The following is a 26,581-nucleotide window of genomic DNA, read 5'->3' on the forward strand; positions in this document are numbered from 1 at the left end:
TACTAGAGATAGACTGTACAAAAGAGTATTAATTAGTAGTACCTATGGGTTTTTTAAGCATTATAGAAAATAAAGAAATTTATAGCTTTATGCTCAATGATGAGCAGTGGGATCGTCTAAAAGACAAATATAAAAATCTCAGCATGCATATGCCTTGCTGTCAGACTCGCGCTATTCCTAAAAAGAGTAAATTGGGCACACAATATTTTGCACATCACCCCTCAAGCAGTTGTGGTTTTAGTTCTGGTGAAAGTCGTGAACATCAGTTCTGTAAATATCTCATCTTAAAATATTTGCATGAAAATGGATGGAATGTAACGCCTGAGTTTCGTGGTCAAATGCCATTAGGTGAAACTTGGATTGCTGATATTTATGCCCAGAAGAATAACGCCAAAATTGTGATTGAAATTCAGTGGTCACCACAAAGCATTGAAGAAACCAAGCGCCGTCAAGAAAAGTATATTGCTTCAGGTATTCGAGCCGTCTGGTTTATGCGAACCACTCAAAAAAATAAATGGGATGTCTTAGATTATCAAAGCTATGACTTGCCTATTTTTTCAATTTGGCTCAATAAAAAAAATTACCAATTGATAGCAAGTGGGGCATTTCACAATTGGGATAATGCTGATTTAGTGGAAATTGAATTTATAGATTTTTTCAAAGCACTCATGACTGGCTCAGTTCAGTACTCCTTAAAACCCCATGCAAGGCGCTCTCTCCAAGTTGCAATGAATACTATCCAATGTTGGAAATGTAAAAAGCCAACCAATACCATTATGGAAATTAATTACTTTATTCCACATGCTAAGGGGTTTACTAAAATATACCGCCTAGATGTAGAAGACCTCTCACATACACATAATGAAATTTTAAACCAACCTAGCCTTCTTCAGTTATATCAATATGGAGTGATTAAAAAGCGTTTTAGTAAGACACGAGGCGAAGCCTATTTATCTAATGGCTGTTATCACTGTGATGCACTACAAGGTGCATTTTTTTCTCATCATGAACGTAATGCAGAGAACATGAAATACAGTCATTTTATCGATGTACACATTGACTATGACACTCAAATTGATGGGCTGTGGTTTTATTTGGACTAGCGATTCAACAGGTTAATTTAGCTGTCATTATCAGCCCTTACATCATACTTTTAAGCCATTAATGCACATCAATCATAGAGCTTTGATTGCCGAATATATTTAAGCAATCGATCTGTTCTTGGGTATATACGACATTCAGCAATGCCATATTTGATGTCTAACTCTATACTCTGTAGAAGTTGATGCTGTAGCACATACGGCTTTCGACAAATTCTTAGCCATAAAGGGTGATCAATTTGGGCAACTAAATTCCTCTTTGCTAACCATACTTGTTTTTGTATTTGCTTTTTTACTTTCTGAACTGCCCTGTCTTTAAAATCATATCCTTTATTTTTGAGATAGTCGGTGAGTAATTCAGACCATCGTATAAAGTGTTTATTCACCATTGACCGAGTATATTCCCGCAGAATCAACCCATATTTCCTAGCAATATGTTGATCCACATGTTGAGATAAAAGTGCAATTTCCCAAATTGTTAGGCTTTCGCCGTGGGTCATCTTCTCCTCTATTCTCCTCTCATCAATTTCATTTATAAACCCGTGCTTAACCAAGTAATGAATCACTTTAGTGTCTAATCGCTCTACTTCCGATGCACAATTTTGTAATTTAACCCCAAATTTTTTATGCGGTTTTTGAACACCACTAATTTGGCATTTTGCAGACCAGGTTTCATATAACTCTTTTTCAATCGTTTTAATTTCTTTGTCTGTATAATATTGCTCAGAAATCACTAGAACATGCAAATGCGGATGCCACCCAAAACTCGCTGAATAGGTAATTTCAAGCACTGTGATATGACCATTTTTAGGAAATATGCGTTTCCATTTTTTCCCCCGAAGTGCATCTGTAAACTTACTTTGAACACGGCTGAGACGTTCTAGTAAATCACTTAAATTATCTTTCAATGAGTGTGGAATCGTTAATGTCATCATATAAACATGTAAGCCCTCATTACGCACCACTTTTTGAAGTTGTAATAATTCTGCTTTCTTTTGAGCAGCCAATCGACTTGCACAACGTGGACATGTCCAACCCTTACGACAGTCTAGTATATTGCTGAATATGACTTTCTTAGAATCTACATGATAAAAAACATCCACATTTGAATTAAGCCACTTTACTGCTTTACCACACTGCTGAATTTGATTTCCTTGCTTATTTTTAAGTGTTTTTTGAATGATTTCTTGGAGCTTAGCTTTAAATATGCGGTTAGAAGTACGCCAGTCTAATGATGTTTTTACTTCACGACTGTCGGGGAATATTCTTTTATTAATATCTAAAGAATAACGGCTTTCTTGTGCTGATAAAGATAAATTTTGCGATGAATATGTACGCTGTTGATCAAATGTCGGTGTATTTGAATCCATGTCTTTTCTGCTTACTTAAAAACCAGAAAACTACATGTTTTAAAATTTTAAAGATGAGTTTGATGAACAAAAATGAAAAAAAGATCATCTCCCATTATTTTTTTGCCAATCAGGTGAGTGCTAAAAACCGAATTTGATCAAATAAGCAACAATTAAATTTTCAATAATTCACCTTCGTTTGATCCGCTTTTGCTTTTACTCAAAACGAATAAATAATTAAAAAGCTTGGTGGACTTGAATTCTTTTATTTCTTTATAACACGAAATAATCTTATAAAATAAAATGCACAAAAGATTCATATCTTATTGTTTTTTATATTCATATTTACAAATTAAAAAATTATCAGTAAAACGCATATACCCAGTATAAATTTAGGAAAAATTTTGAAAAAGTTTCAAAAAATAGAAAGGCTAGCCAATGCGTTAAAACAAAGTGGCTGGGAAAACCTCGATGAAAATCTCACCCTGCTCACACATAAATCACAGCATGAAGTGAATATATGGTGTCAGCAGGCATTTGATGAAATTCTCGAGCAAATTACAGCGACAGGGAATTATCACCCCCCTATTGAATATGATTTTTACATTTGCCGATTGAAAGACTGGATATTAGCACTAGCAAGTCAAGTGCAAGAGGCATGGGACGATTGGCATCAGGAATGTTGTTGTAATCCCGCTTATAGTGACCACTGTGAAATAGAAGAGCCATTTGAATATGTTTTATCAGAAGAAGAATATTTCCAATTAGATGGATTATATGTACATCTGAGTTCAGATTATGGCGGAAGCATACTGTTTATTGGAGAAGACTTATTAGATTTATATGACTTCCTAAATGAAGAAGAATCATTCAAAGAATTGTGCCACTTATATTTTGGTAAATCAAAATTAAAGCAACCTGAAAGACTGTATCTGACCGATTTTTCTTTCTAAATCGAAATTGTGAACTAAACCTGCATATATTTGCAGGTTTTTTACTGTGGTAACTGTGGTAACTGTGGTAACTGTGGTAACTGTGGTAACTGTGGTAACTGTGGTAACTGTGGTAACTGTGGTAACTGTGGTAACTGTGGTAACTGTGGTAACTGTGGTAACTGTGGTAAGGCTATTCCAAAACTATGGATAGGTTCAACTTAACAAATCTCATTTTAAATATTCATTTCAATAAAATATATTTGCTCCAAAACTACATCGACATCCCATAATCCCTATCATTATTTTTTGCTTTATTGATTTCAGCTTTCATCTTGTGGATACGTTTAAGTTCCAATTCATATTCATTTTTATAAAGTTCATATAAGTTCTCTTCTCGGATTTTTTTCACTTTATCAATTAATGGCTTTATATCCATTTGAATAATTGGATCAGGGCTATAGAGCTTCCAACGTTCAATTTGCGGCGTATCTTTGAGTTTTGTTCCGAACTTCCTATTGTAGTTAGCATTAGATAGGCATGAAACTTGACTAGGTACTTGAACGTCAATGTTATTTATACGAACTATCTTCATTGGAGCATACTTTTCTAATGACTTATTTATCAATTGTTCAGTCAACTGGCGGTAATGTCTAATTTGATTTTGCCCAAAACCCAACACATCAGCTGTAATCTTCTGGGCACCCCCTCGTTCAGGATTTTTTGGTCGGTATAACTCAAAAAACAATTCTGGTGGCCTTTCTATATTTCCGAGTGTTGTCCTTTCAGAATATAGTAGGTGCAAATGCGGTTGATCAGATTCACCATCTAAAGCACCTTTATGACTATGAATAGCCCAGCTATAAGGAAGCTTAAATTCATCACAAAAAAAAGCATTTACTAAATTCTGTGATAACTCAATTCTTTGTTCTTTAGATAATTCTTTAGGTAAAGCAATTGTAATACTACAAGATGCTCTAGTTTCTTGCTTTTCATATTTATCAACTGCACCCCAAAATTTCTCTGGATTATATTTTGCCCACTCAGGCATATTCCCTGAAGTTTTAAATTCTAACTCTTCATTTAAATCACTTTTATTAAGCTCAAAATGCTTAATCCGGCTTATATAACAATATGCATTATAAGAAGATTTTTTATCTATTTTCCGATTATGTCTCAAATCAAAATAAAACACTATCTAATCCTTTTATTTAAAAACTCAATATAAAATAAATAAAAAATTAAGAAATTAAATTAAATAAATAGTTCCAAAAATAGGTTATATCTCGACCTCATCAGATTGCTTAGCAACTTAGTTGACCTTCCAGATCCTCGTTAATATAGGGTCTCATATTCACATACGCACACTACTTTCGTAAAAATATGATTTAATGCTATTCAAAATATAGTGTAATGCTTGTTTAAAACACAATTTCTATAAATATCAATAATTTAAGATTAAATGGTCCCACCGGGTGAGTTGGAGTGTTTTTTAATAGGCAAATTACAGCGTAATTTGCCTATTAAAAGACACGGAGACGAGGTAAGAATTTTTTGTGCATAGCCCAAAAATTTCTTACGTGAAAGCTTTCTTATTAATTGTTTTTTAAAAAAGTAGAATGGCTATTTTTTAAAATTTTCACATGAAAATAATCATGGATTTTGGGTTCCTGTTATAGATGTTACTTCACTCATCATTGGAGCTAAATCATGGCTGGTAGACCTAAGAAAAAAATTACAAAAAATGATTTATATAATTATCTTTATACTTATAAAAAAGTGTTGTGGTCTGTGCCTACATATAAATGTGAAGATGAGTTATTCGAAGTTTTGAGCAATGCCAATATAAAAGATATGGATAAATCTAAGTTTGAAGAATTTATAAATATTCATTTGGACTTAATTAATAAATTTAAATATAAATCAAATGAAAGATGCAAAAATCATGAAATAATAAAATACATAAAAAGCATTCCAGAAGAAAAATTAACAATAAATGAAAAACAAATTTTAGATTTTGATAAAGAGTGGTTTGCGTTAACACGTGATGAATATTTTCAACTACAAAAACTACTCAATAATTATAGGAGTAATAATTTAAATCAAATCAAAAATACTGTTGCCCAAAATACTCAATCTTCTGAAGATAAAGCTGATAAACAAGAAAAAAATAAAGAAAGAAAAAAAATGAATCATGAAAAGTTTTTTTTAGGTGGTGCATTTTTATCTTTGTATAAAGAGCTCGTCAACAATGAACATATCCATCCCACGAATGCATTGATAGAGATGATCAAACTATATGCCATACACCAATTTAACGCCCAACACGAACATGATATAACCGAATTATTTGCTAGATATATACATATTCCACCTTTTACAGAGCTAAATGAGAAATTAACTAAAATTGCTTTAGATCCTAGAAATCCAGTAAACCAGAAAGTTAGTTCATGAGCTCGTCAGATATGAGTTCATATCTTATGGAATGATATTTTCGCTCATAATCGGCTTATATAATGAGCCGAGTAATTCATTTATGCAGCTCATAAGTAGATGTTCAACTACTCCTGCGCAGATTATGAAGCACCTAGCCTTGTGACTAGCTACTGTTGAAACGCTTATCTACCAATATAGATCATTTCGCTACTCATGATCATCTCAATGTGAACTACTCCATTGGGTCAATTTGAGCTGTTCTTCTTTATAAATAAAATAAACAATAAAATAATTAAATATATCTAGGATATGACCATTATTTTATTTTTCACATTTTTATAAAAACTTCATTTCAAGGCCTTGACCTACCTCAGATTGCGGGATAATCTTCTTCCAACACAGCAAAATCCGTGTTCAGGCGTGGAAACCTGTTACTATCTAGGGGCAATAAATTGTCGCTCCTGCGGCTATTTTTTTGCCTACTGTTAAGCAGTCGTTATGGCGGTTTAACAGGGCAGCTTCGGCTGGCTGATCCTAGATTCAGTATTTCCACCCCTGTTAGACTGCCACCATCTCATGTGGAAATTGAGATGTGGTAGGTCATCAAAACCTATCTAGGATTACTGCTATGAATCACAAATTCAATGGTGCAAACCCTTGCACACCAAAAAAACTTGCTAAACAACTTCTTGTTGAAAGCGCAAAAATTCTATCGCATAAACAGCGCCAAGCCTTACTCGATATTTTCAAGACTTTAGACCAAGCTGAAAATAACGCTCAAGACAACACTCCATCCGATTTCGAATCGGAACAACCGCTTCAATTACACCAGCAAAATTCACATCATCAATATCACGATGAACTCAACCAAGAATTCTGGTCTGGTCAATATTTCGATATTGATACTCAAGAATATCCTGCAGATTGGCTACGCCGAACCCAACAACGTCTACGTCACAAATTGTCTGAACCTGCTTACTAAGCTTTAAGTGAGCACTTCTCATGACTAAAAAAACAAAATTATTAGTCCAAGGCGACTATCCGTTAATTGCCTCTCCTACGCTTGCCCAAGCGTATGGAGTCGCATCCGCAATCTTCTTACAAAAGCTACATTACTGTCTGCAAAGTAATGATGCCCAAGTCATGCAACAACAGAAGTACTTTTACCATAGCTATGAGCAATGGACTAAGACCCTCGGTGCATACAGTCCATCTACGATCAAACGCATAGTCTCTAAGTTAAAGAAAGTAGGTGTTTTAGTAGTCAAAAAACTATCTCAAAATAAATGGATTCAAACGAACTTCTATTCAATCAACTATCGAAAGCTCAGTTCTCTGCTAAAAAACTCTATTCAATCAGTTGAGCCTGAGACAGTAAATCAGGAAAACGTCCAAGCGATTTCTGCCCAACCATCGCACAACGTGGTCAAGCAGCCATCTACTGTAAAGGTAACGAGTGGAATCCCTTCTAAAAGACCAGCTCAACCTAACAAAACAGAAGGTCTACCCATGCCTTTAGCACCTATGGCATCAGCTGTGACACTAGAAGCAATGTCTAGTGAAAAGCGCAGCTTATATCACCAACTTTTACAACTGAAAGTTGATATTCACTATGATGATGCCCGCCTAGATGAATGGCTGAAACGCAAAAAATTTATTGTTCACAAAGCAGCCTATCTCAAAGACCAGTTGGGACACCTAAAAATGCGCTGGTATAGCCCTGAGCAATTAGGTTTAGACTTAAATTAACGCAATACTCTTTACCTATTCAAATCATCCTAGCTCCTCATTGAGGATAAAAGTTTGAAGGCATATGTTTGTATTTCTAATGAGACAAAAATGATGAATAACCAACCCTATAAAGCAGTCGTCTTTGATGTATTTGGCACACTAATAGAAATAAAAAACAGCCAATCTCCTTATAAAAAAATGATGAAGTGGCTTAAACAACAAGGGCGAAAACCACAAACAAATGATGCTGCAATGATCATGTCACTGGACGGTGATTTTGCAACAATCGCTTCTTATTTTGGGTATCAACTTCCTGTTTCCCTACTAGCAGAAATGAATACCGCTCTTCAACATGACTTAGAGCATATGCATGCGTTTGAAGATTCAATTCCAATGCTGATTGAGCTTAAAAAATTAGGCTACAAATCGGCGATTTGTTCTAACGCGGCTACGCCTTATGGCATTCAAGCACAGCACCTACTTCCACCTTTAGATGCTTATGCATGGAGCTTTAAGGTAGGTTTCAATAAACCTGATCCAACGATATATCAACATTTTCTAAATCAATTAGAGTGCCAACCCAATGAAGTATTGTTCATTGGCGATACCCAAATCGCTGATGTGGATGGACCACAAAAATTAGGAATGGCGGCTCGACTCATTGATCGTAAAAATGGTGAGAATCTTTTTGATGTACTCAAACCATTTTTAAGCTGATTCTTAAGATACCAAATCTGGTACTTAACTCATGATATTTGGGGTTTAAGTACCAAATCTTGTACCTAACAAGCGGGCTTAAATCATCCATTCAGCAAGCATAGATGTGATTTTTTTATTTTATAAATTTTAAAAATAACCATTTTTTTGAAGTTTTCAACGAAATGAGTTTTTAAAAAAATTCATATGTTACGTTTTAGCCATCACAAGATATCTCTGTAGATATATCTAAATTGCAAAACTGTTATAGGAAATAAAAATTTTAATGAAACAAAGATTAGATCGTATTGCTCGTATGTCAGAAGAGCAACGTTTGAGCTCAATTCATCAATTTTGGAATCTTCCCGAGGATGCAGTGTTCTCACCCGAAGTCGTCGCATTAGTATGCGATATGTCACTCTCATGGCTTCAGGCTAAACGATGCCAAGGCAATGGTATTCCTTTTGTCAAAGTAGGACCCAGAAAAGTTGGGTACACGAAAAGAGATGTACTCGAGTTTTTAGGTAAAAATAGGTATTTGAATACCTGCCAACCTAATTGAGACTCAACTTTAAAAAAGGCCACACAGGCCTTTTTTTATTCTATAAAATGTATACCTAGTGTATACCTCAGTTCAAAAAATACAGCTTAAATTCCATGTATACCCAGTGTATACTGTAAAAATATTGTTTAAAATTGCTTCCTATTTTTAGATGGCGTTTCGGCAAAAATATTTATGAAAATTAGTTTGTTACGGATTTATTTTTATTGTTCAATACACTCTAATGTTGCTTAACTCATGCAACCAGCTTTGAACTCATCGGGTTCAGGGTAACGACATGCAGCGGCATCGTCGGAGTACTTCTTTTTATTATTACAATAATTTTTGGCTCACTATATTGAGCATGCCATTCTTATTACTTACTCACCTCATATATCATTAATTTATTATCTATTTAGAATACAGTTTATTTGCGAACCGCAAACCAAAAAAAATCATTACACCAAGAAAAACCAAATATGACTTTTCCCCAATAAATGTAGCTTCCAAATGATTCTCGATAATAATATATTTATAAAATAGCCAATAAAATCCGACATATAAAAGGAAGAATAAAAGTAATATCAATGCCTTTTTTAATGCTACTTTTATATTTCTAAAGGGACTTTCACCCATAGTGATCTCTATCATAATGCTAGAAATAAAATACGCAGGAATGATATAAACTAATATTTCAGGAATAACACCCCAAATAGGATTCCCATTAGCTGTATGAGTAAATATAAGATAAATAATGCCATACAGAAAAGCTAAACTCAGCACAAGAATAAGCAATCTAATTTTTTCTTTCATTTTTAACTCTTACTCATTTAAAAAACCTTAATTATGTAAAAAATAATAAAAGTTAATAATCATTTATACCATCATACTTAAAGTACTGAGTGTCGAATCTTTTAAATTAATATCATCATCTGTGCACACATGAAATCCATTCAGCTTAGCCTTAGAAAATATCAGCACATCCACCCTTTTCGGCTTATTCAAACCGTTAAAATATAGCGTTTAGATTTAAGCCTTATCGCTATGTCGAACAAACTTGAACGTCAAAAACTTACACTGCCAGAGGGTCATCACAAACTCCTGCTTCATTCCTGCTGTGCGCCTTGTTCTGGTGAAGTTATGGAAACCCTTATTGAATCTGGCATCGACTTTTCAATATTCTTCTACAATCCAAATATTCACCCAGTAAAGGAATATATTATTCGCAAAGAAGAAAATATACGCTTTGCCGAAAAACATAATATTCCACTCATAGATGCAGATTACGACACAGATAATTGGTTTGAACGTGCAAAAGGCATGGAAAATGAACCTGAAAAAGGTATTCGTTGCACCATGTGTTTCGACATGCGTTTTGAGCGTACCGCACTTTATGCAGCAGAAAATGGGTTTAATTTAATCAGTAGTTCACTTGGCATTTCACGTTGGAAAAACATGCAACAAATTAATGATTGTGGACATCGTTCTGCTTCTCATTATGACGGTATCACCTATTGGGACTACAACTGGCGTAAATTTGGCGGTGCTACTCGTATGCTCGAAATTAGTAAAAAAGAAGAATTTTATCAGCAAGAATATTGCGGCTGTGTATATTCATTACGTGACACAAACCGTTGGCGCATGAGTCATGGTCGTGATCGAATTAAACTTGGTGTTAAATTTTATTCCAATGCAATGGAAGATGAATAAATGAAAAATACGTATATTATCAAGCCTAAGTTGGCATATTAATACCCTTTCAATCTAGCTCAATAGCATCTTAAAATTTGATGGATTTTGGCTCATCAAATTGATGTGCTAGAATATGCGCACTTTTAAATACCTACATCTACCGATGAGTGTATTTTTTGGAATCTCCTTTTTGAAATTAATCTGTTCTTTGATGCAAACATAATTTTTCAATATTTGTTTTAAGTACTTCTTTTTTTCTGTTTCCAAAACTTAAATTTAATCTCCTTGCTTGTCATGATATTGAGATCGTCATTATTCGTTCATCTCAATATAGACAGGCTATAAATGCTATGTTGAAAATAATGTCTAACCCTCAAATTTCTAAACTCACTCTTGCTGCGTTTTTATTTCCGCTAGCATTGGTCTTATTTGAATTCGCTGTTTATCTTGGCAATGATTTAATCCAACCTGCCATGCTCAGTGTCACCCGTGATTTTGGTGTCAGTAGCTCTTGGGCGCCATCTGCTATGTCATTTTATTTATTGGGTGGCGGCTGTATTGCTTGGCTTGTTGGCCCTCTTTCAGATCGAATTGGTCGTAAGAAAATTCTTTTAGCAGGTGCTTTATTCTTTACAATAACATGCCTACTTATTTTACTGACTTCGAATATTCAAAGCTTTTTAGGTTTACGCTTTTTACAAGGTATGGGCTTAACTGTTATTAGTGCTGTTGGTTATGCAGCTGTTCAAGAAAATTTTGAAGAACGTACTGCAATTAAAGTAATGGCAATTATGGGCAATATGACTTTATTTGCTCCATTATTGGGTCCCATTATTGGTGCATTCATGATTGATTATGTATCTTGGCATTGGGGTTTTATTGGTATCGCAGTTTTGGCAGTTTTAGCTTGGTTGGGTCTTAAAGTTGCTATGCCAAATGATCAAACATCTCAATTGGTCAAGCGTCCTTTAAATACAATTTGGTCAGATTTTGGAAAAGTATTTAAAAATAAACGATTCATCATTATGACCAGCGCATTACCATTGGCATGCTTACCGATTATGCTTTGGATTTCTTTGTCACCTATCATGCTTGTAGAAAAACTTGGTTTTAGCAGCATGCAATATGGTTTAGCACAAATTCCAGTTTTAGGTGCATTAATACTCGGCAGCGTTATTTTAGTTAAAGTTGTAGATAAATATCCTTTAGGTCAAACCATTTTATTCGGTTTACCAACAATGCTCATTGGTGCGTTGATCATCTTAATTGGTTTATTTATTCCATCTTATTTTGTATGGACGCTCATTATTGGCATGACCATTATGAGCTTTGGTGAAGGCATTTGTTTTTCTGTGCTATATCGTTTAGCAATGATGTCATCAGACGTATCTAAGGGAACGGTTGCTTCTGCTATGTCTATGCTTATGATGTTCAGCTATTTCATTGTGCTTGAACTATCACGCATATTATTTGAAAATTATGCGCTTGTTGCTTTTAGCTTATGTTGTTTAGTGCTCATATTATTATGGTTTACTTTACCTCGTAGTATGCTGAAAAAAGTGATGAAAGAACGTACGGAAAACGGTCAGTTCTAGCATATTAACCAAAGAATATTGGTATAAAAAAAGCGGAGTAAACTGAATGACTCCGCTTTTTTTTTGATGTTACTTTTCAATTTTATATTGAATTTAGATACCAATTTTTCCAAGAACTTGTACCACGAACGTCAATGGGTACAGTTGCTATTAAGTTCTCTTTTAAAGTTTGAGTTTGCACCACTGCTTTGGCTAAACGTGCTTTCACCGAGTGAATGCATTCTCTATCTCCAAACTCACAGCGGTCTAAGCTTGTTCCACCACATGGACCATTTGCCAAACCTTTAGGACAAGTTTCAGGGCAGATATATAAGGTATCGCCTAAACGACATTGCCCACAGCTTTCACAACCAACCACACTATGCTTACTTATAAATTCAGTTTTGAGTAATGCTTTTTTCGCAGATGTACTTTTCCACACACTGCGTTTAAAAATAAATTGCCCTAATCCTTTTGCAACTTTAGATGCAAACAATGCATCATGCATAAAATGTAGGTGCTGATATTTAAGAATTTGAGCCGATGTTGCAGGTTTAGAATAATAAGACATTTCAGGATAAAACTCTTTCCCTGTTTCTATCTGCCACAATTTCTCCCACAATATTTCACATGCAGTTAAATCTAAATGCCTATATTCATTCACATAACTTTCTAGCAGTAATTGCTCAGTAGGCTTATGACAGGCAGATAAATGTACGCCCGAAAAGCCCAAATGTTTACAGATTAAAATTTGCAAAGCACAGCGTAAATAAACTCGATCTGTAAGATGATCTTCTTTTTCCTTTGCCAATATATTCAACATATGTGGCGTAATCACAATGCCTGCAACTTTATTTTTCAACATAAATTGGGCACGTGCTAAAGTTAAAGGCATCACACATGCAAATAGCTTTTGTGAATACTGATGACGCTCTAAAAATTGCTTTGCCTGTTTTAACGCATTTAAGTCATAACCCAACTGGGTAATAATATAATCTGCACCTGCTTTTATTTTTTTATGTAGTTTTAAATATTGCGCATCTTTTTCTGCTTCGGCATATTTAAACGGATTTAAAGCAACACCAATACAAAAACCATTTCGTTGCTTTGCCGCCATCACCGCATTTACAGATTCTAAATAGCGAGTACGATGAAATTCACCATTGTCAGCAGATTGATGATTTTTAAGCTTATCCCCTGTTAATAACAACAAATTTTTCTGATTTGCTGCCTCAGCACGATCTAAAAATGCCTCAAAATCTGAAATATCACGCCCTTTCCCTGCAAAATGCAGAATCTTTTCAATCTCTTTAGGATAAGCTTGTGCCGCAATAAGGGGTTCAACATCATAATCAGAATGAACACGATCTGCCAATGTGATAAATGCAGGATAATTCGCAAACTGCTGTTTTACAGGCAAGATTTCTTTCATTGATGTTAAATATTCCACCAATATACAAAATTGATTTTGAATGAAAGTTTGAGAGAATTGCGACATAAGCAAATGAAAGATCTTAAGGATCGAATATAAAAATAGATTATAAAAAAATTTGAGTGACTCTGCACGAAGTACTACAAAATTGAAAAATAAGTACACCCTAAACGTCTTTCATAAATTGGAAAAAATTTATTAATCATAATTGAACTTATAAATAAGGCTCATTTTTCTTTTGGAATGAGAAAGATCTTTGGTAAGAAAATCTGGCTATTTATTCCCAAAACGTCTCCCTCGCCCTCTCCTTATAGAAGAGGGAAATTTCATTGTGATTTTTTTACACTCAAAAAGTGATTTATGAACGAATGCTAATCTAAGTATTAACTTACTTCCAAACTTCGGCAGCAATCTCATTCATTAACTTTAGTTTTTTCCACTGTGTATCGTAAGAAATTTTATTACCCTCTTCCATCGAGGCAAAACCACTTTGTAAACATATTCCTAATTGATCTAAAGGCAGATATTCTGAAGCTTGCTGAATAAGTTCAATGATTTTTGCTTTATCTTCAATTGATTCTTTTTTAGTTGAAATTAAACCTAAAAATACCTCCGTATGTGTATTTTTCAATTTACTTAAAGGTTTAAAATCTCCTGAACGCTCTGTATCAAATTCTAATAAAAACCGATCAACATTCTGTAACTTTTCAAATAAATAGCTTGAAATAATTTCATAACCACCTTGATACAACCAACTTGATAAAAAATTCCCACGATCAATATGTAATGCAATCACTAAATCTTCGGGCTTATCTTTAAGTGCTAGATTTAAAGTTTCAACGCAATATGCGGCTAAATCATCAGGATTTACCCCAAGTTGAATTTCTTTTTCACGTTGCTCTTCATCGCATAGATACGCAAAAAACATATCATTCACTTGAATGTATCGACATCCTTCTTGATATAAAGCATCTATTACTTTTTTATATGTTTTGCCTAAATCATTAACAAGATCATGTAGACGATTGGCATAATGGCGGTTATTACGTAGATGTGGATACAACATCATATTTGGGCTAGGCAAGCAAAATTTTGCAGTTGCAAATCCATCAGTCGCTTCATGTAAAAAGCGATATTGTGCCAAACAAGGATGATCTTCAGGAAAGTCGATATCACCAATAACGCGCACATCGTAAGCTTTTGCTACGGCATCCTTATACTTCACACCATCTCTAGTTTTATAAGATTGAATGCCATCTAAATGCTCAAGAAAGTCGTAATGCCACCAACCACGACGGAAGTCACCATCTGTCATGACCGTACAATCATTATCTAATTGAATGTCTATGAGATTATAAATTTCTGCATCTTCAACCTGCCGTAACGTTTCTTCATAAATCACACGATCTGCAAAATCATAACGGGCTTTTTTAAGTTTTAGCGGTCTTAAAAAACTGCCAATATGTTCTGCTTTATTGTTGATATATTGCGCTTTAGCTATTTGAGAGGTGTTACTAGACATGAATTAACCAACATTTATTTGAATATTGATTGAATAGAAATATGTGAAGATTGTCTAATTTAATTCAACTTGCACAAAAAATTAAAATACATATATAAATCAATATACTTTAATTATTTAAGCCTATTTTTTAATATAAATAATGAATTACATTCACTTAAAGATGAATTTATATCATGTAACTATTGCGCTAATTGAGATGATCAACCATCTGAATTGCTTCATTTAAAACAGGCAACTCAATATCAATTGAATCATTCTAATATTATTTAATTTATGAATAAAAAAATTCTATTATTCATAAGTGATAAAAAAAACAATTATTCATCAAGTTAGATTTTTTTATTTAAACAAAAATGGCTAATGCTTAGGTAATAAACCTTTACATCAGCCACTCTCAAATCACGCAGTTTTGATTTAAATTACCAAAAATGCTCAATTTGAATACCGACATTTGACCCGTGATTTGTACCTGAAAAATTATTCTCTGTTACATCACGTATTTTTTGTTCATTATCATTCCAATGTGCATAGGTATAATAAAGTCGAATTTCAGGACGATCATAATAACCCGTACCATTTAAGGCTAATGTTGGCGCAAGGGTAAATTTTGTTAAACGTCGTGTTTCATTAGATTGATTAATTTGGTCATAACCAATTTCAGATGAAATTTTGAATTTATCATTAATTACATAAGCCGTTCGTGTTCCTGCTGAAAACCATTTTTGTTTGTCTTGGTTTTCAATATCTGTTTCTTGATAAATGACTTGGAACTGACCATTGAAGATTTTATTATCGCTTTCCCAATCGACATAATCTAAAGCACGGAAATTTTTACTTTCACGATCTAATGATGGATTACCTGTATAGCTTAATCCCGTACCAGCACCAACACCATATTGAATAGAAAATGTATTTTTACCATTTAAAAAGTCTGTTGTTGTATTTTCTAAAGAAAATGCCCAACCATTTTTATTCGCATCAATTAAAGATATACCTGCTTGAATATGATTATTTTTATTTACAGCGATATTACCTACAGTTATATCGTGTCGATTAATATATTCCTTTTGGAAAACATTATCTTTTCTAGAAAAAACATAACTAAGTTCTAAATCACCTAGTTTGTATTTATCTATACCAAAGCCTGTTGCACTTTCATTCCAATAAAAGAAATCTGACATATGAATATCATGTCGATTGTAATATCTGCGCCCTGCCCATAAATTACCGCCATTTAATACCGATAAATTTTCCCAGTTTAAATAGGCTTGGCTTAAACGGGTAAATCCATGATCACCACTAAATTTAAGTGATTTATTATAATCATTTGAAAATTGACCCATTGCATTAATACTTAATTTAGAATTATCTGCAAACTCTATTAATTTCTGAGAACCAAATAATTCTCCGTATTGATCACATTCATTACCTAAACGGTATTTTGCGGGTGCGCCAGAAAGTTGAAAACATTCTTGACCATTTCCACTGGTATCGGAACCTGCACCTAATCGAACATATCCATGTACATCAAGTGCAAATATAGTTTGTGTTATGAATAGCGATGTAGCTGCCAATAAAAGCATTTTATTCATAAATTATTCCCTTTTATGATTTTTTAGACATGCGTTCCCCGTAATAAAGCTTTCACTTTAAAATCGGAAATTAAACTTTGGAAAATTCAAAAAAGACGGCAGTTTCAGTGTTTAAATTGAAATTGCCGTCTTTAGATTATGTTCAGAAATTAAGCTGAAATAATTTTATCTTTTTTATCTAAGTAACCTAAAATGACTTGTAGAGCTACACCAATCAAGGCACATACAGACATTAAAATGAAGCAAAGCATATAACCCTTAGGATTATGCCAACCACCAAATGATGTTAATAATGAACCCATTAAGATTGGCGCAATTGCACCACCCACATAAAGTGCTACAGTAATAATACTATTTGCAGTACCCATCGCTTCATTTTCAGCGTAGTCAGATGCCGTTGCATAGAAAATTGGCCAAATTGCATTTGCAGAAAAACCAAAAATCAATTGAATGATAATGACAGATATAACACCTTGCGTTAAACAGAAGCTCGCGATCCCTACAGCCATCCAAATACCACAAAGAATTAATGTTTTACGACGACCAATTTTATCTGAAAGCGTAGGCCAGAAAACCTGCCCCATAATACCTGTAATGGTAAATACCGCACTTAAACCTGCTGCTTTTGCTAAATCTAAACCAACAATGTTATATAAATACGCAGGGAAAATTGTTAAGAAACCTAAATATACAATGTGAGTAATTAAGGTACTCCCTGCTGTGAACAAAATACCACGAGATTTCAGCGTCTTTCTCAAAACACCTTTGTTCGATTTTGTTGGATTTTTTGCAGCTGTTTCTAAACATGGATTCTCTGTGGGTGGTGTAAAACCATTTTCCACACAAGAATCGTGAAATTCGTCATAACGTTTTTTATTTGAATAAATTGCCCAGAATGTAAGCACTGGTACAGATATCATAATTCCTAAATAAAATGCATAGCGCCAATTTTCAGGACCGAAGTAATAAATAATTGATGCCATTACAACACCGCTAAGTGCAGCTCCTACTGGATAACCAGCATGGTGTGCACCAATCGCAAAACCTCGGTGTTCTTTAGGCCACCATTCTGCTGTATTACTTACGCCAATTGGTTCTGCAACACCACAACCAATTGAAACCATAATACGTAAAATAACAAATTTATAAAAAGTATTACTAAAAGACATGATGCCAGAAAGTAATGATAAGAACGTAAAGCCAATAATTAAAGGCCATTGGAAAATAGCACGTTTCCAACCTGGCGCTTTTAAATCACAGTAAGCACTCACAGGAATACTGAGTAGTGCTAAAGACACTGTAATAGCTGCAACTGTATAGCCCCACTCAGTTGGCGTGAGTGAGAACTCTTCACAAATCATATTTGCAGCACGGAAAATTAGTTCGCGGTCATATGCAATAACTAACCAGATTAACCAACATACAACTAACGATACCCAAGAGTGACGATGCACCTTTTTTAAACTCATATTCCCTTCCTTTAATCATGCGAAGCATGATCTGTCCATGTACAGTCGTTTTACTTATTATTCCGACTAAAATTTTCTGTAATATAAAGAGCAGCTTTGATAATTACCAATTATTTTTAATTAATATTTAATTACTTTTAGTTATCGAATTAATTATAATAATTCCACACATTTAATTATTAAGTTTTAATAAATTAATAGTTAAATTTAATACCTTAAGTTTAAAAAAATATCATTCGATAGATTTATTCTTATCTTTAAATTGATATTTAATTCATATTAAAAATTAGTTTTGATTATCGAGTCATAAAAAATTTAAATCATCTAGAGAATATTTACATCTTGTCCTTTTGTCTTATTCCCTCACTTCCATTTAATTATTAAAATATTACTTCCAATAACTAATTATTATCACAAATTAATAATTAATCATTGGATTAAAAAATATTTGAGCTTTAGTGTGTCCACAATTTGGCATTGTATTTCAATATCAATTCAATATCGGCACTTGGAAATAGATAATATGGAAATTAAAGTACTTGTAGACATCAAGACTAAATTAGGTGAAGTACCAACTTGGGATCCAATTCGTCAACGTTTATTTTGGGTTGATATTTTTGATGGCAGATTATTTTCATGTGATGAGCACGGTGGAAATTTAAGAGCTTGGGAAACATTCCAAAAAGTAGGCTCTTATGCCCTACGTGAAAACCATAATGGTGCAATCGTTGCTCTAGAAGATGGTCTACATACTTTAGATTTTGAAACTGGTGATTTGGAATTCATTGCAAACCCAGAACCAAATATGCCTTTCAACCGTTTAAATGATGGTGCCGTAGACCGTCAAGGTCGTTATGTTTTTGGCTCTATGAATCGTGACGAAGCCGAAAAAACAGGAAAACTTTATCGTTTAAATCACAACTTAGAAATTGAAGTTCTTGAAACTGATATCAATACTTCAAATGGTGTTTGTTGGAATAAAGACGGAAGTCAGTTCTTCTTTAATGACACATGGCAAGGCGAAATTTGGACTTATGATTATAGTGCTGAAGATGGTGCACCACTAACAAATAAAAAAGTCTTAGCAACTGTTGATATGAGTGATGGTGGTTCTGCTGATGGTGCAACTGTAGATAGCGAAGGCTACTTATGGAGTGCAAAAGTATATTCAGGAAAAATCATTCGTTATGCACCAAATGGTACCATAGACCGTATTATTGATATGCCTGTGAAAAAAGTAACAAGTCTTGCTTTTGGTGGTAAAAATTTAGATATTCTATACGCAACGTCAATGTCTCAACCTCCGCTACCACGCTTCCCTGGCGATAATCAACTACGCGGAAGTCTGTTTGCTATTCATGGTCTTGGTGTTACAGGTATTCCTGAAGTTCGATTTAAAGGTTAATTCAAAACTTTATAAACATAAAAAAAGACTAAGTTCACTTAGTCTTTTTTTATTGCTTAGATAAACATTTAAACCTGAGCCAATAAAATATCAATAAAAGTTTGTGCAATATCAGAAATAGATTCGCCTTTACGTGTTAAAACACCATAATCTTGTGCTTTAAGCTGTAACTCTGTTTTTATAATTTTCAAATGCCCTTCTTTCACTTGCTGCTGTACCATTGCCTCAGGCAACATTGCAACCATTGGCGATGTTTTCAACATCTGCAAGAACGTTTGCATAGACATGGTATTTACTGTGTTTAACGGCACTTTTACATTTGCACGTGAAAAAGCCCCTTCCATTCTATCGCGAATTGGCGTTCCTTTCGGATACAGCAACCAAGGCCATTCAAGTAAATCTTTAAGCTCACAATAATCCATTGCCGCGCAAGGATGGCTTTGATTGACAACAATACAGAATGGTTCAGGTCCTAATGGTCGAAAATCGAAATATTGACTTTGCATTTCATTGGTAAAGCGTCCCACCGCCAAATCAATTGTATGTTCACTTAACATTTCCATTAAATGATCACTCGTCTGCTCAACAACATCAATACTTAATAATGGCCATTTCTTTTTAATTTTAATAATTGAATTTGGAATAACAATTGCAGTTGCAGCAAAAATCCCACCAATCCTTAAAAAACCATGACCGCCTAAGCGCATGATTTCTAATTCTTCAACAAAGTGTTTTGCATCATTCAGTACGCGTTGTGCATATAAAACAACAAACTCACCAAGTGCCGTAACTGGCATATTTCTTGGTAAACGTTCAAATACAGCGAACCCCAATAAATTTTCAATTTCTTTTAGCATTTTACTTACAGCAGGCTGACTTAAATTCATATGCTCTGCTGCTAAATGCATATTATTCGTTCTTGCAAGTGTTTCTATTAGCACTAAGTGTTTGTATTTAAGCCAATTATTTAAACTAGCATAATTTAGATCAGTCATTATAAATCCTTTTCATGCGATAACTATTTGTTATCAATAACCAATATAATATAATCTATGTTTATTGCTTTAGCATCCTACCATATTTTCCATAAAAAACATGCTGAGTTAAAACGTCTATTTTTTAAACTCCCATGTAAATATAACTCCAAGACTTAATTCACATTGCTCTCAATAATTATCATCCTTGCTTTAACGTTAAATAGGTTACCTCTATTCATTAATGAAAAAAAAGAGACCAGTGAATGGTCTCTTTTTTTATTCACTTAATACTTAAATTGTATTACGTGTATTTTCACCATTTACTAAGCGCAAAATATTCAATGGATTTTCATCGCGTAACGCTTCTGGCAACAAACTTTGCGGATAGTTTTGGAAGCATACAGGGCGTAAATAACGATTAATTGCCAACGTACCTACAGATGTACCACGTGCATCCGAAGTTGCTGGATATGGACCGCCATGAACCATTGCATCAGATACTTCAACACCTGTTGGATAACCATTTACAAGTAAACGACCTGCTTTTTCTTCAAGCACAGGTACAAGATCTGCAAACGTTTCAAAATCAGTATCATCACCAATAAGTGATGCAGTCAATTGACCATTCATGCTAGATAATGCCGCGTGTAATTGCGCTTTATCTTCCACTTCAATCACAATTGTAGTTGGGCCAAAAATCTCTTCTTGAAGTAATTGATCGCCAGCTAATAATAAGTCAACTGATGCTTTGAAAAGTTGTGGTTGAGCTTGATTACCTTCTTGAGTTTGACCTGCTAAGTGCTCAATACCAGCATGTTCACCAAGATGGTTTAATCCGCTTACATAGCTTTTCAACGTACTTGCATTCAACATTGTTTGAGATGGTTTAGCACCTATATTTTTTGCAAGATTTTGTACCAAATCACTCAATTCTTTTGATTTAATACCTAAAATTAAACCAGGATTCGTACAGAATTGACCACACCCCATCACGACAGAATCTGCTAATTCCTGAGCAATTTTTTCACCACGATTTTGCAATGCTTGTGGCAATAAAATCATTGGATTAATACTACTCATTTCCGCAAATACTGGAATTGGCTGAGGACGTGCAGCTGCCATATCACATAATGCACGACCGCCTCGAAGTGAACCTGTAAAACCTACAGCTTTGATACGCGGATGTTTAACAATAAACTCACCCACACCATTTCCATAAACCATATTAAATACGCCTTTTGGCATATTGGTTTTTTCAATTGCACGTTCAATCGCTTGCGCAACATAATCGGCAGTTGCCATGTGTCCGCTATGCGCTTTCACAACAACAGAACAACCTGCTGCAAATGCAGATGCTGTATCACCGCCTGCAGTTGAAAATGCAAGTGGGAAATTACTTGCACCAAATACAGCAACAGGACCAACACCCACTTGAATTTGACGTAAGTCTACACGTGGTAAAGGTTGACGTTCAGGCTGTGCAGTATCAATTCTTGCACCTAAAAAATCACCACGGCGCAAAACTTTAGCAAACAAACGCATTTGACCACTTGTACGACCACGCTCACCTTGTAAACGTGCAAGCGGTAAAGCTGTTTCTTGAGAAATAATATTTAAAAAATCTTCTCCTGATGCATCAAGTTCATCTGCAATCGCATCTAAAAATTGTGCTCGAAGTTCTGGAGAAGTATGACGAAACTTTAAAAATGCATCATGTGCAGCCTCACAAGCTTTATTTACTTCTGCTTCTGTTGCTTGAACGAATTCAAAATTTAATGCTTCACCAGTCGATGCATTAAAACTTTGAAGTTTTTTATTGCCTTCAGCACTACGATTTCCAGCAATAAAGTTTTGTCCAACAATCATGTCTATTTCCTTAAAGTGTAATTACAGAGCCAATAGCTAATTCAGGTTCAGCTTGCACCAATTTATTTTTCAGTGGTAAACCAAATTCTTTCATTTCAATTTCAAATTCATCACCTACTTCAGTGCGTACACCATCTGCAAAAGATAATGTTGCTGTACCAAAGTAATGAATATGGACATCACCTGGTTTTAAGAATTGTTGATATTTGAAATGATGATATTCAAGGTTGCTAATACTGTGGCTCATGTTGTTTTCGCCAGATAAGAATGATTTTTCCCAAATCACTTCATTATTACGACGAATACGGCTTACACCTTCTAAATGCTCTGGTAATTCACCTGTTAATAATGCAGGACCAAAACTACAGTAACGTAATTTAGAATGCGCTAAATACAGGTAGTTACGACGCTCCATAACATGGTCTGAATATTCATTACCAAGCGCAAAACCAATTCTGTATGGTTTAAGATCTGAACCAATCACGTATAAACCTGCAATTTCAGGTTCTTCACCACCATCTTCAGCAAATTGTGGTAATGGCAAAGATTCACCAGGTTTTACAACAATTGAACCATCACCTTTATAGAACCATTCAGGTTGAACACCTGCCTGACCTTGTTCTGGTTTACCGCCTTCAATTCCCCAATTGAACATACGTAATGTATCTGTTTCAGCTTCTACATCACTTAAATTCTGTTGATGCATTTTATTACGCGCAGAAGCGGAACCTAAATGCGTTAAACCAGTGCCAGAAATAAAGCAATGCGCTACATCTGGATGATCAAGTGGGGCTAAAACTTGTAAATTCTCAAGCAACGATGCATAGCTATACGTATCTTCTTGTAAACCTAAAGTTTCAATTTGCTGTTCAAGACTTTGCTTATTATCAATTGCTAACAAAGCTAAATCACGTACGCTGTTTACACCTTTAACAACATGAACCGTATCATTTTCAACTTTACCAACAGCACGTGAATTTCCGTTTATTTCAAACTGTATAACTTGCATCTTTGCTTCCTATTACACTGATGTATTTACATTTATTTTTAAAACTTAGGCTTTTTTCTTCTCTAATTTTGAATAAATAATATAGGTCAAAACTAGTCCAAAAAGCATTACGACTGTTAAGAAATACAAGCCCGCAGCCATATTTCCTGTATATTCTTTTAATAAACCAATACCGTATGGTCCTAAATATCCACCCAAGTTCCCCACAGAATTAATGAGTGCAATACCCGCAGCAGCACTTGCACCTGTTAAGAAACGACCTGGTAAAGTCCAAAACACAGCGGTTGTTGAAAATAAGCAGAATGCCACTAAAGAAAGTGCAATGAGCTGTAAAACTGGTGCAGATAACCATGCACTCAAGAACATTGAACATGCACCTAAGCCATATAGGAAACCTAAATGTCCATAACGATCATTTAAACGATCTGTACTACGTGGAATAATCAGTAAACCCACAATACCTAGGATGTATGGAATGCTCGATAAGAAGCCAATTTGTATATCACTTACACCACCAAATTGCTTAATGATGGTTGGTAACCACAGATTTAAACCATAAATACTTAACGTCACAGGCAAATAAAATAATGCCAACAACAAAACGCGTTTATCTTTTAAAGCATGTAAGGGGTTACCGTGACGTGTTTGATCGTATTCAGTTTCATCCTTAACAAGCTCGTTGCTTAGCCAAGTTTTTTGCTCTGCTGTTAACCATTTAACCGTTTTAATATTGTCTGGTAAGTACAGTAGTGTTGGTAAAGCGAGTAATACCGCAGGTAAACCGACAATCACAAATAACCACTGCCAACCATGTAAGTTTGCAATACCATCCATGCCTAATAACAGACCAGATAATGGACCAGCAATTACCATCGCAATGGGTTGAGACAAAATGAAAAGCCCCATAATTTTGCCGCGATGTCGAACTGGGAACCACTGTGTTATTAAATAAAGTACCCCAGGGAAAAAGCCTGCTTCTGCAACACCAAGTAAGAATCGAAGTGCATAAAAGCTTTTCGGACCTTCAATAAGTGCCATTGCCATGGTGATTAAGCCCCATGTCAATAAAATTCGTGCAAACCAACGACGTGCGCCAAATTTATCTAAAAACAAATTACTTGGTACTTCAAATAAGAAATAACCAATAAAGAATAGGCCTGCACCTAAACCATAAGCTGCATCACCAATTCCTACATCAGCACCCATATGTAAATGTGCAAAACCAACCGCTGCACGGTCAATATAAGCAACACAGTACAAAACAATTAAGGCTGGAATTAATTTGAGCGTAACTTTACGTATAACATCTTTTTCGAATTCCATATTCGACTCCTTGATATTACAAATAACAGCTTCTTGCTGTTGATAATTACATTTTTAAATAAAATATAGTAATACTATTTAAATTTCAAACCTTTTAAATATTATTTTTTTAGTGTATTTTTACTTCGTTCAGTTTTAATAGTAATACTATATAGGGATTTAGGTATGAGCTCTAATCACAAACTTCGTTCGGCTGCTTGGTTCGGTACAACAGATAAAAACGGTTTTATGTATCGTAGCTGGATGAAGAATCAAGGCATTCCTGATCATGAATTTGAAGGCAAACCAATTATTGGTATTTGCAATACATGGTCTGAATTAACGCCTTGTAATGCTCATTTCAGAAAAATTGCAGAACACGTTAAAAAAGGGATTTTAGAAGCTGGTGGTTTTCCAGTAGAGTTCCCTGTATTTTCTAATGGTGAATCTAATTTACGTCCAACAGCTATGCTGACACGCAACTTAGCAAGTATGGATGTTGAAGAAGCAATTCGTGGCAATCCGATTGATGGTGTCGTACTTTTAACAGGCTGTGATAAAACAACACCTGCTCTATTAATGGGTGCTGCAAGCTGTGATGTTCCTGCAATTGTTGTTACAGGTGGCCCTATGCTTAATGGTAAGCACAAAGGCAAAGACATTGGTGCGGGTACTATCGTTTGGCAAATGCATGAAGAACTTAAAGCAGGCAAAATCGATTTAAATGAATTTTTATCTGCAGAAGCAGGTATGTCTCGCTCTGCTGGTACATGTAATACCATGGGTACTGCATCAACAATGGCATGTATGGCAGAAGCTTTAGGTACATCGCTTCCACATAATGCTGCTATTCCTGCTGTAGATTCACGTCGTTATGTTCTTGCGCACATTTCAGGGATGCGTATTGTAGACATGGTAAAAGAAAATCTCACTTTATCTAAAATCTTAACGAAAGAAGCATTTGAAAATGCCATTAAAGTAAATGCTGCAATTGGTGGCTCTACAAATGCTGTTATTCATTTAAAAGCAATTGCAGGTCGTATTGGGGTAAATCTTGAACTTGATGATTGGAACCGTGTTGGTCGTGGCACACCTACTATTGTAGATTTACAACCATCAGGTCGTTTCTTAATGGAAGAGTTCTACTATAGCGGTGGTTTACCTGCAGTGATTCGTCGCATGGGTGAATCTAACTTACTTCCACATCCAAATGCATTAACAGTAAATGGCGAATCTATTTGGGATAACTGCCAGAATTCACCTATTTATAATGATGAAGTAATCCGCACAATTGACAACCCACTTCGTGAAGATGGTGGTATGTGTGTATTACGCGGTAACTTAGCACCTAAAGGTGCGGTACTTAAACCATCTGCGGCATCACCTGAACTAATGAAACATCGTGGACGTGCCGTTGTATTTGAAAACTTCGATGACTATAAAGCACGTATTGCCGATCCAGACTTAGATGTTGATGAAACATGTGTTCTTGTTCTAAAAAATGCTGGTCCTAAAGGTTACCCAGGCATGGCAGAAGTTGGAAACATGGGCTTACCACCTAAAATTTTAGAAAAAGGCATCACAGATATGGTGCGTATTTCCGATGCTCGTATGAGTGGTACAGCTTACGGTACTGTTGTACTACATGTTGCTCCCGAAGCAATGGCAGCTGGTCCTTTAGCTGTTGTACAAAATGGTGACTTTATTGAGCTTAATGCATACGAAGGAAAATTACATTTAGATATTAGTGATGAAGAACTCAAACAACGTCTAGATGATTTAGTTCTACCAACACCAAAAACATTTATTGGTGGATATCGTCAACTTTATGTAGATCACGTGTTACAAGCCGACGAAGGTTGTGACTTTGACTTTTTGATAGGATGTCGCGGTTCTGAAGTACCACGCCACTCTCATTAATTAAGTCATGTATTAGGTGACCTTGTTAAATTT

22 protein-coding genes are annotated in these 26,581 nt (G+C 34.8%); 11 read left to right on the forward strand and 11 right to left on the reverse strand.

The features are described from left to right. Window positions 1-44 precede the first annotated feature (44 nt). Window positions 45-1,103 (forward strand): competence protein CoiA, encoded by a 1,059-nt coding sequence (locus GTK57_RS01240; RefSeq protein ID WP_163120912.1) that lies wholly within the window; start codon window positions 45-47, stop codon window positions 1,101-1,103. A gap of 68 nt (window positions 1,104-1,171) precedes the next feature. Here GTK57_RS01240 and GTK57_RS01245 read toward each other — a convergent pair whose 3' ends face one another. Then, window positions 1,172-2,470: a protein rep gene (locus GTK57_RS01245; RefSeq protein ID WP_163120913.1), complete on the reverse strand. Its 1,299-nt coding sequence runs from the start codon at window positions 2,468-2,470 to the stop codon at window positions 1,172-1,174. 383 nt (window positions 2,471-2,853) lie between these two features. Between GTK57_RS01245 and GTK57_RS01250 the strand changes: the two genes are divergently transcribed. Together GTK57_RS01250 and GTK57_RS01255 are read left to right on the forward strand one after the other, a co-directional pair. Then, window positions 2,854-3,402, forward strand: a complete 549-nt coding sequence (locus GTK57_RS01250) for a hypothetical protein (RefSeq protein WP_163120914.1) — start codon at window positions 2,854-2,856, stop codon at window positions 3,400-3,402. Between the two features lie 30 nt (window positions 3,403-3,432). Beyond that, entirely contained in the window at window positions 3,433-3,606 is a 174-nt protein-coding gene (locus tag GTK57_RS01255) for a hypothetical protein (RefSeq protein WP_163120915.1), read from the forward strand. Window positions 3,607-3,655: 49 nt separating this feature from the next. Here the strand turns inward: GTK57_RS01255 and GTK57_RS01260 are convergent, their stop codons facing one another. After that, entirely contained in the window at window positions 3,656-4,576 is a 921-nt protein-coding gene (locus GTK57_RS01260) for a MobA/MobL family protein (RefSeq protein WP_163120916.1), read from the reverse strand. Window positions 4,577-5,091: 515 nt separating this feature from the next. On the opposite strand from GTK57_RS01260, the gene GTK57_RS01265 reads away from it, so the two are divergent. From GTK57_RS01265 to GTK57_RS01280, 4 genes are all read left to right on the forward strand, one after another. After that, complete coding sequence (locus GTK57_RS01265) at window positions 5,092-5,835, forward strand: hypothetical protein (protein ID WP_163120917.1); 744 nt, start codon at window positions 5,092-5,094, stop codon at window positions 5,833-5,835. A gap of 610 nt (window positions 5,836-6,445) precedes the next feature. Then, window positions 6,446-6,799: a hypothetical protein gene (locus GTK57_RS01270; RefSeq protein ID WP_163120918.1), complete on the forward strand. Its 354-nt coding sequence runs from the start codon at window positions 6,446-6,448 to the stop codon at window positions 6,797-6,799. A gap of 20 nt (window positions 6,800-6,819) precedes the next feature. After that, window positions 6,820-7,566, forward strand: coding sequence for a hypothetical protein (locus GTK57_RS01275; protein ID WP_163120919.1), 747 nt, complete (start codon window positions 6,820-6,822; stop codon window positions 7,564-7,566). Window positions 7,567-7,656: 90 nt separating this feature from the next. Beyond that, entirely contained in the window at window positions 7,657-8,265 is a 609-nt protein-coding gene (locus GTK57_RS01280; protein ID WP_330221016.1) for an HAD family hydrolase, read from the forward strand. Window positions 8,266-9,196: 931 nt separating this feature from the next. Here GTK57_RS01280 and GTK57_RS01285 read toward each other — a convergent pair. Further along, the gene (locus GTK57_RS01285) at window positions 9,197-9,598 is read right to left on the reverse strand and encodes a hypothetical protein (protein ID WP_152874038.1); all 402 of its coding nucleotides are present in this window, start codon (window positions 9,596-9,598) and stop codon (window positions 9,197-9,199) included. Window positions 9,599-9,829: 231 nt separating this feature from the next. Between GTK57_RS01285 and GTK57_RS01290 the strand changes: the two genes are divergently transcribed. Beyond that, window positions 9,830-10,495 carry an epoxyqueuosine reductase QueH gene (locus GTK57_RS01290; protein ID WP_163120920.1) on the forward strand — a complete coding sequence of 222 codons (666 nt, stop codon included), beginning with the start codon at window positions 9,830-9,832 and terminating at the stop codon, window positions 10,493-10,495. A 344-nt stretch (window positions 10,496-10,839) separates the two neighbouring features. Next, window positions 10,840-12,072 carry an MFS transporter gene (locus tag GTK57_RS01295; protein WP_163120921.1) on the forward strand — a complete coding sequence of 411 codons (1,233 nt, stop codon included), beginning with the start codon at window positions 10,840-10,842 and terminating at the stop codon, window positions 12,070-12,072. 82 nt (window positions 12,073-12,154) lie between these two features. Here GTK57_RS01295 and GTK57_RS01300 read toward each other — a convergent pair whose 3' ends face one another. The 4 genes from GTK57_RS01300 to GTK57_RS01315 all read right to left on the reverse strand — a co-directional run bounded on the left by GTK57_RS01300 (window position 12,155) and on the right by GTK57_RS01315 (window position 18,069). Continuing rightward, window positions 12,155-13,549: a methylenetetrahydrofolate reductase C-terminal domain-containing protein gene (locus tag GTK57_RS01300; RefSeq protein ID WP_163120922.1), complete on the reverse strand. Its 1,395-nt coding sequence runs from the start codon at window positions 13,547-13,549 to the stop codon at window positions 12,155-12,157. Window positions 13,550-13,871: 322 nt separating this feature from the next. Further along, complete coding sequence (locus tag GTK57_RS01305; RefSeq protein ID WP_163120923.1) at window positions 13,872-15,005, reverse strand: 5-methyltetrahydropteroyltriglutamate--homocysteine S-methyltransferase; 1,134 nt, start codon at window positions 15,003-15,005, stop codon at window positions 13,872-13,874. Between the two features lie 422 nt (window positions 15,006-15,427). Then, on the reverse strand, window positions 15,428-16,600 hold the full coding sequence (locus GTK57_RS01310) for a maltoporin (protein WP_163120924.1): 1,173 nt from the start codon (window positions 16,598-16,600) through the stop codon (window positions 15,428-15,430). Between the two features lie 149 nt (window positions 16,601-16,749). Beyond that, window positions 16,750-18,069: an MFS transporter gene (locus tag GTK57_RS01315; protein WP_152874032.1), complete on the reverse strand. Its 1,320-nt coding sequence runs from the start codon at window positions 18,067-18,069 to the stop codon at window positions 16,750-16,752. Between the two features lie 523 nt (window positions 18,070-18,592). On the opposite strand from GTK57_RS01315, the gene GTK57_RS01320 reads away from it, so the two are divergent. Next, entirely contained in the window at window positions 18,593-19,474 is an 882-nt protein-coding gene (locus GTK57_RS01320; protein WP_163120925.1) for an SMP-30/gluconolactonase/LRE family protein, read from the forward strand. Window positions 19,475-19,542: 68 nt separating this feature from the next. Here the strand turns inward: GTK57_RS01320 and GTK57_RS01325 are convergent, their stop codons facing one another. From GTK57_RS01325 to GTK57_RS01340, 4 genes are all read right to left on the reverse strand, one after another. After that, complete coding sequence (locus GTK57_RS01325; protein WP_152874030.1) at window positions 19,543-20,469, reverse strand: LysR family transcriptional regulator; 927 nt, start codon at window positions 20,467-20,469, stop codon at window positions 19,543-19,545. Window positions 20,470-20,742: 273 nt separating this feature from the next. Continuing rightward, complete coding sequence (locus GTK57_RS01330) at window positions 20,743-22,317, reverse strand: aldehyde dehydrogenase (NADP(+)) (protein ID WP_163120926.1); 1,575 nt, start codon at window positions 22,315-22,317, stop codon at window positions 20,743-20,745. Between the two features lie 10 nt (window positions 22,318-22,327). Beyond that, window positions 22,328-23,326: an AraD1 family protein gene (araD1, locus tag GTK57_RS01335; RefSeq protein WP_152874028.1), complete on the reverse strand. Its 999-nt coding sequence runs from the start codon at window positions 23,324-23,326 to the stop codon at window positions 22,328-22,330. 45 nt (window positions 23,327-23,371) lie between these two features. Beyond that, a complete protein-coding gene (locus GTK57_RS01340) occupies window positions 23,372-24,649 on the reverse strand; it encodes an MFS transporter (RefSeq protein WP_163120927.1) in 1,278 nt (425 codons plus the stop codon). Window positions 24,650-24,814: 165 nt separating this feature from the next. On the opposite strand from GTK57_RS01340, the gene GTK57_RS01345 reads away from it, so the two are divergent. Beyond that, window positions 24,815-26,548, forward strand: a complete 1,734-nt coding sequence (locus GTK57_RS01345; protein WP_163120928.1) for an IlvD/Edd family dehydratase — start codon at window positions 24,815-24,817, stop codon at window positions 26,546-26,548. The last annotated feature ends 33 nt before the right edge of the window (window positions 26,549-26,581 follow it).

Source organism: Acinetobacter portensis (genome assembly GCF_010646905.1).
Lineage (GTDB): Bacteria > Pseudomonadota > Gammaproteobacteria > Pseudomonadales > Moraxellaceae > Acinetobacter > Acinetobacter portensis.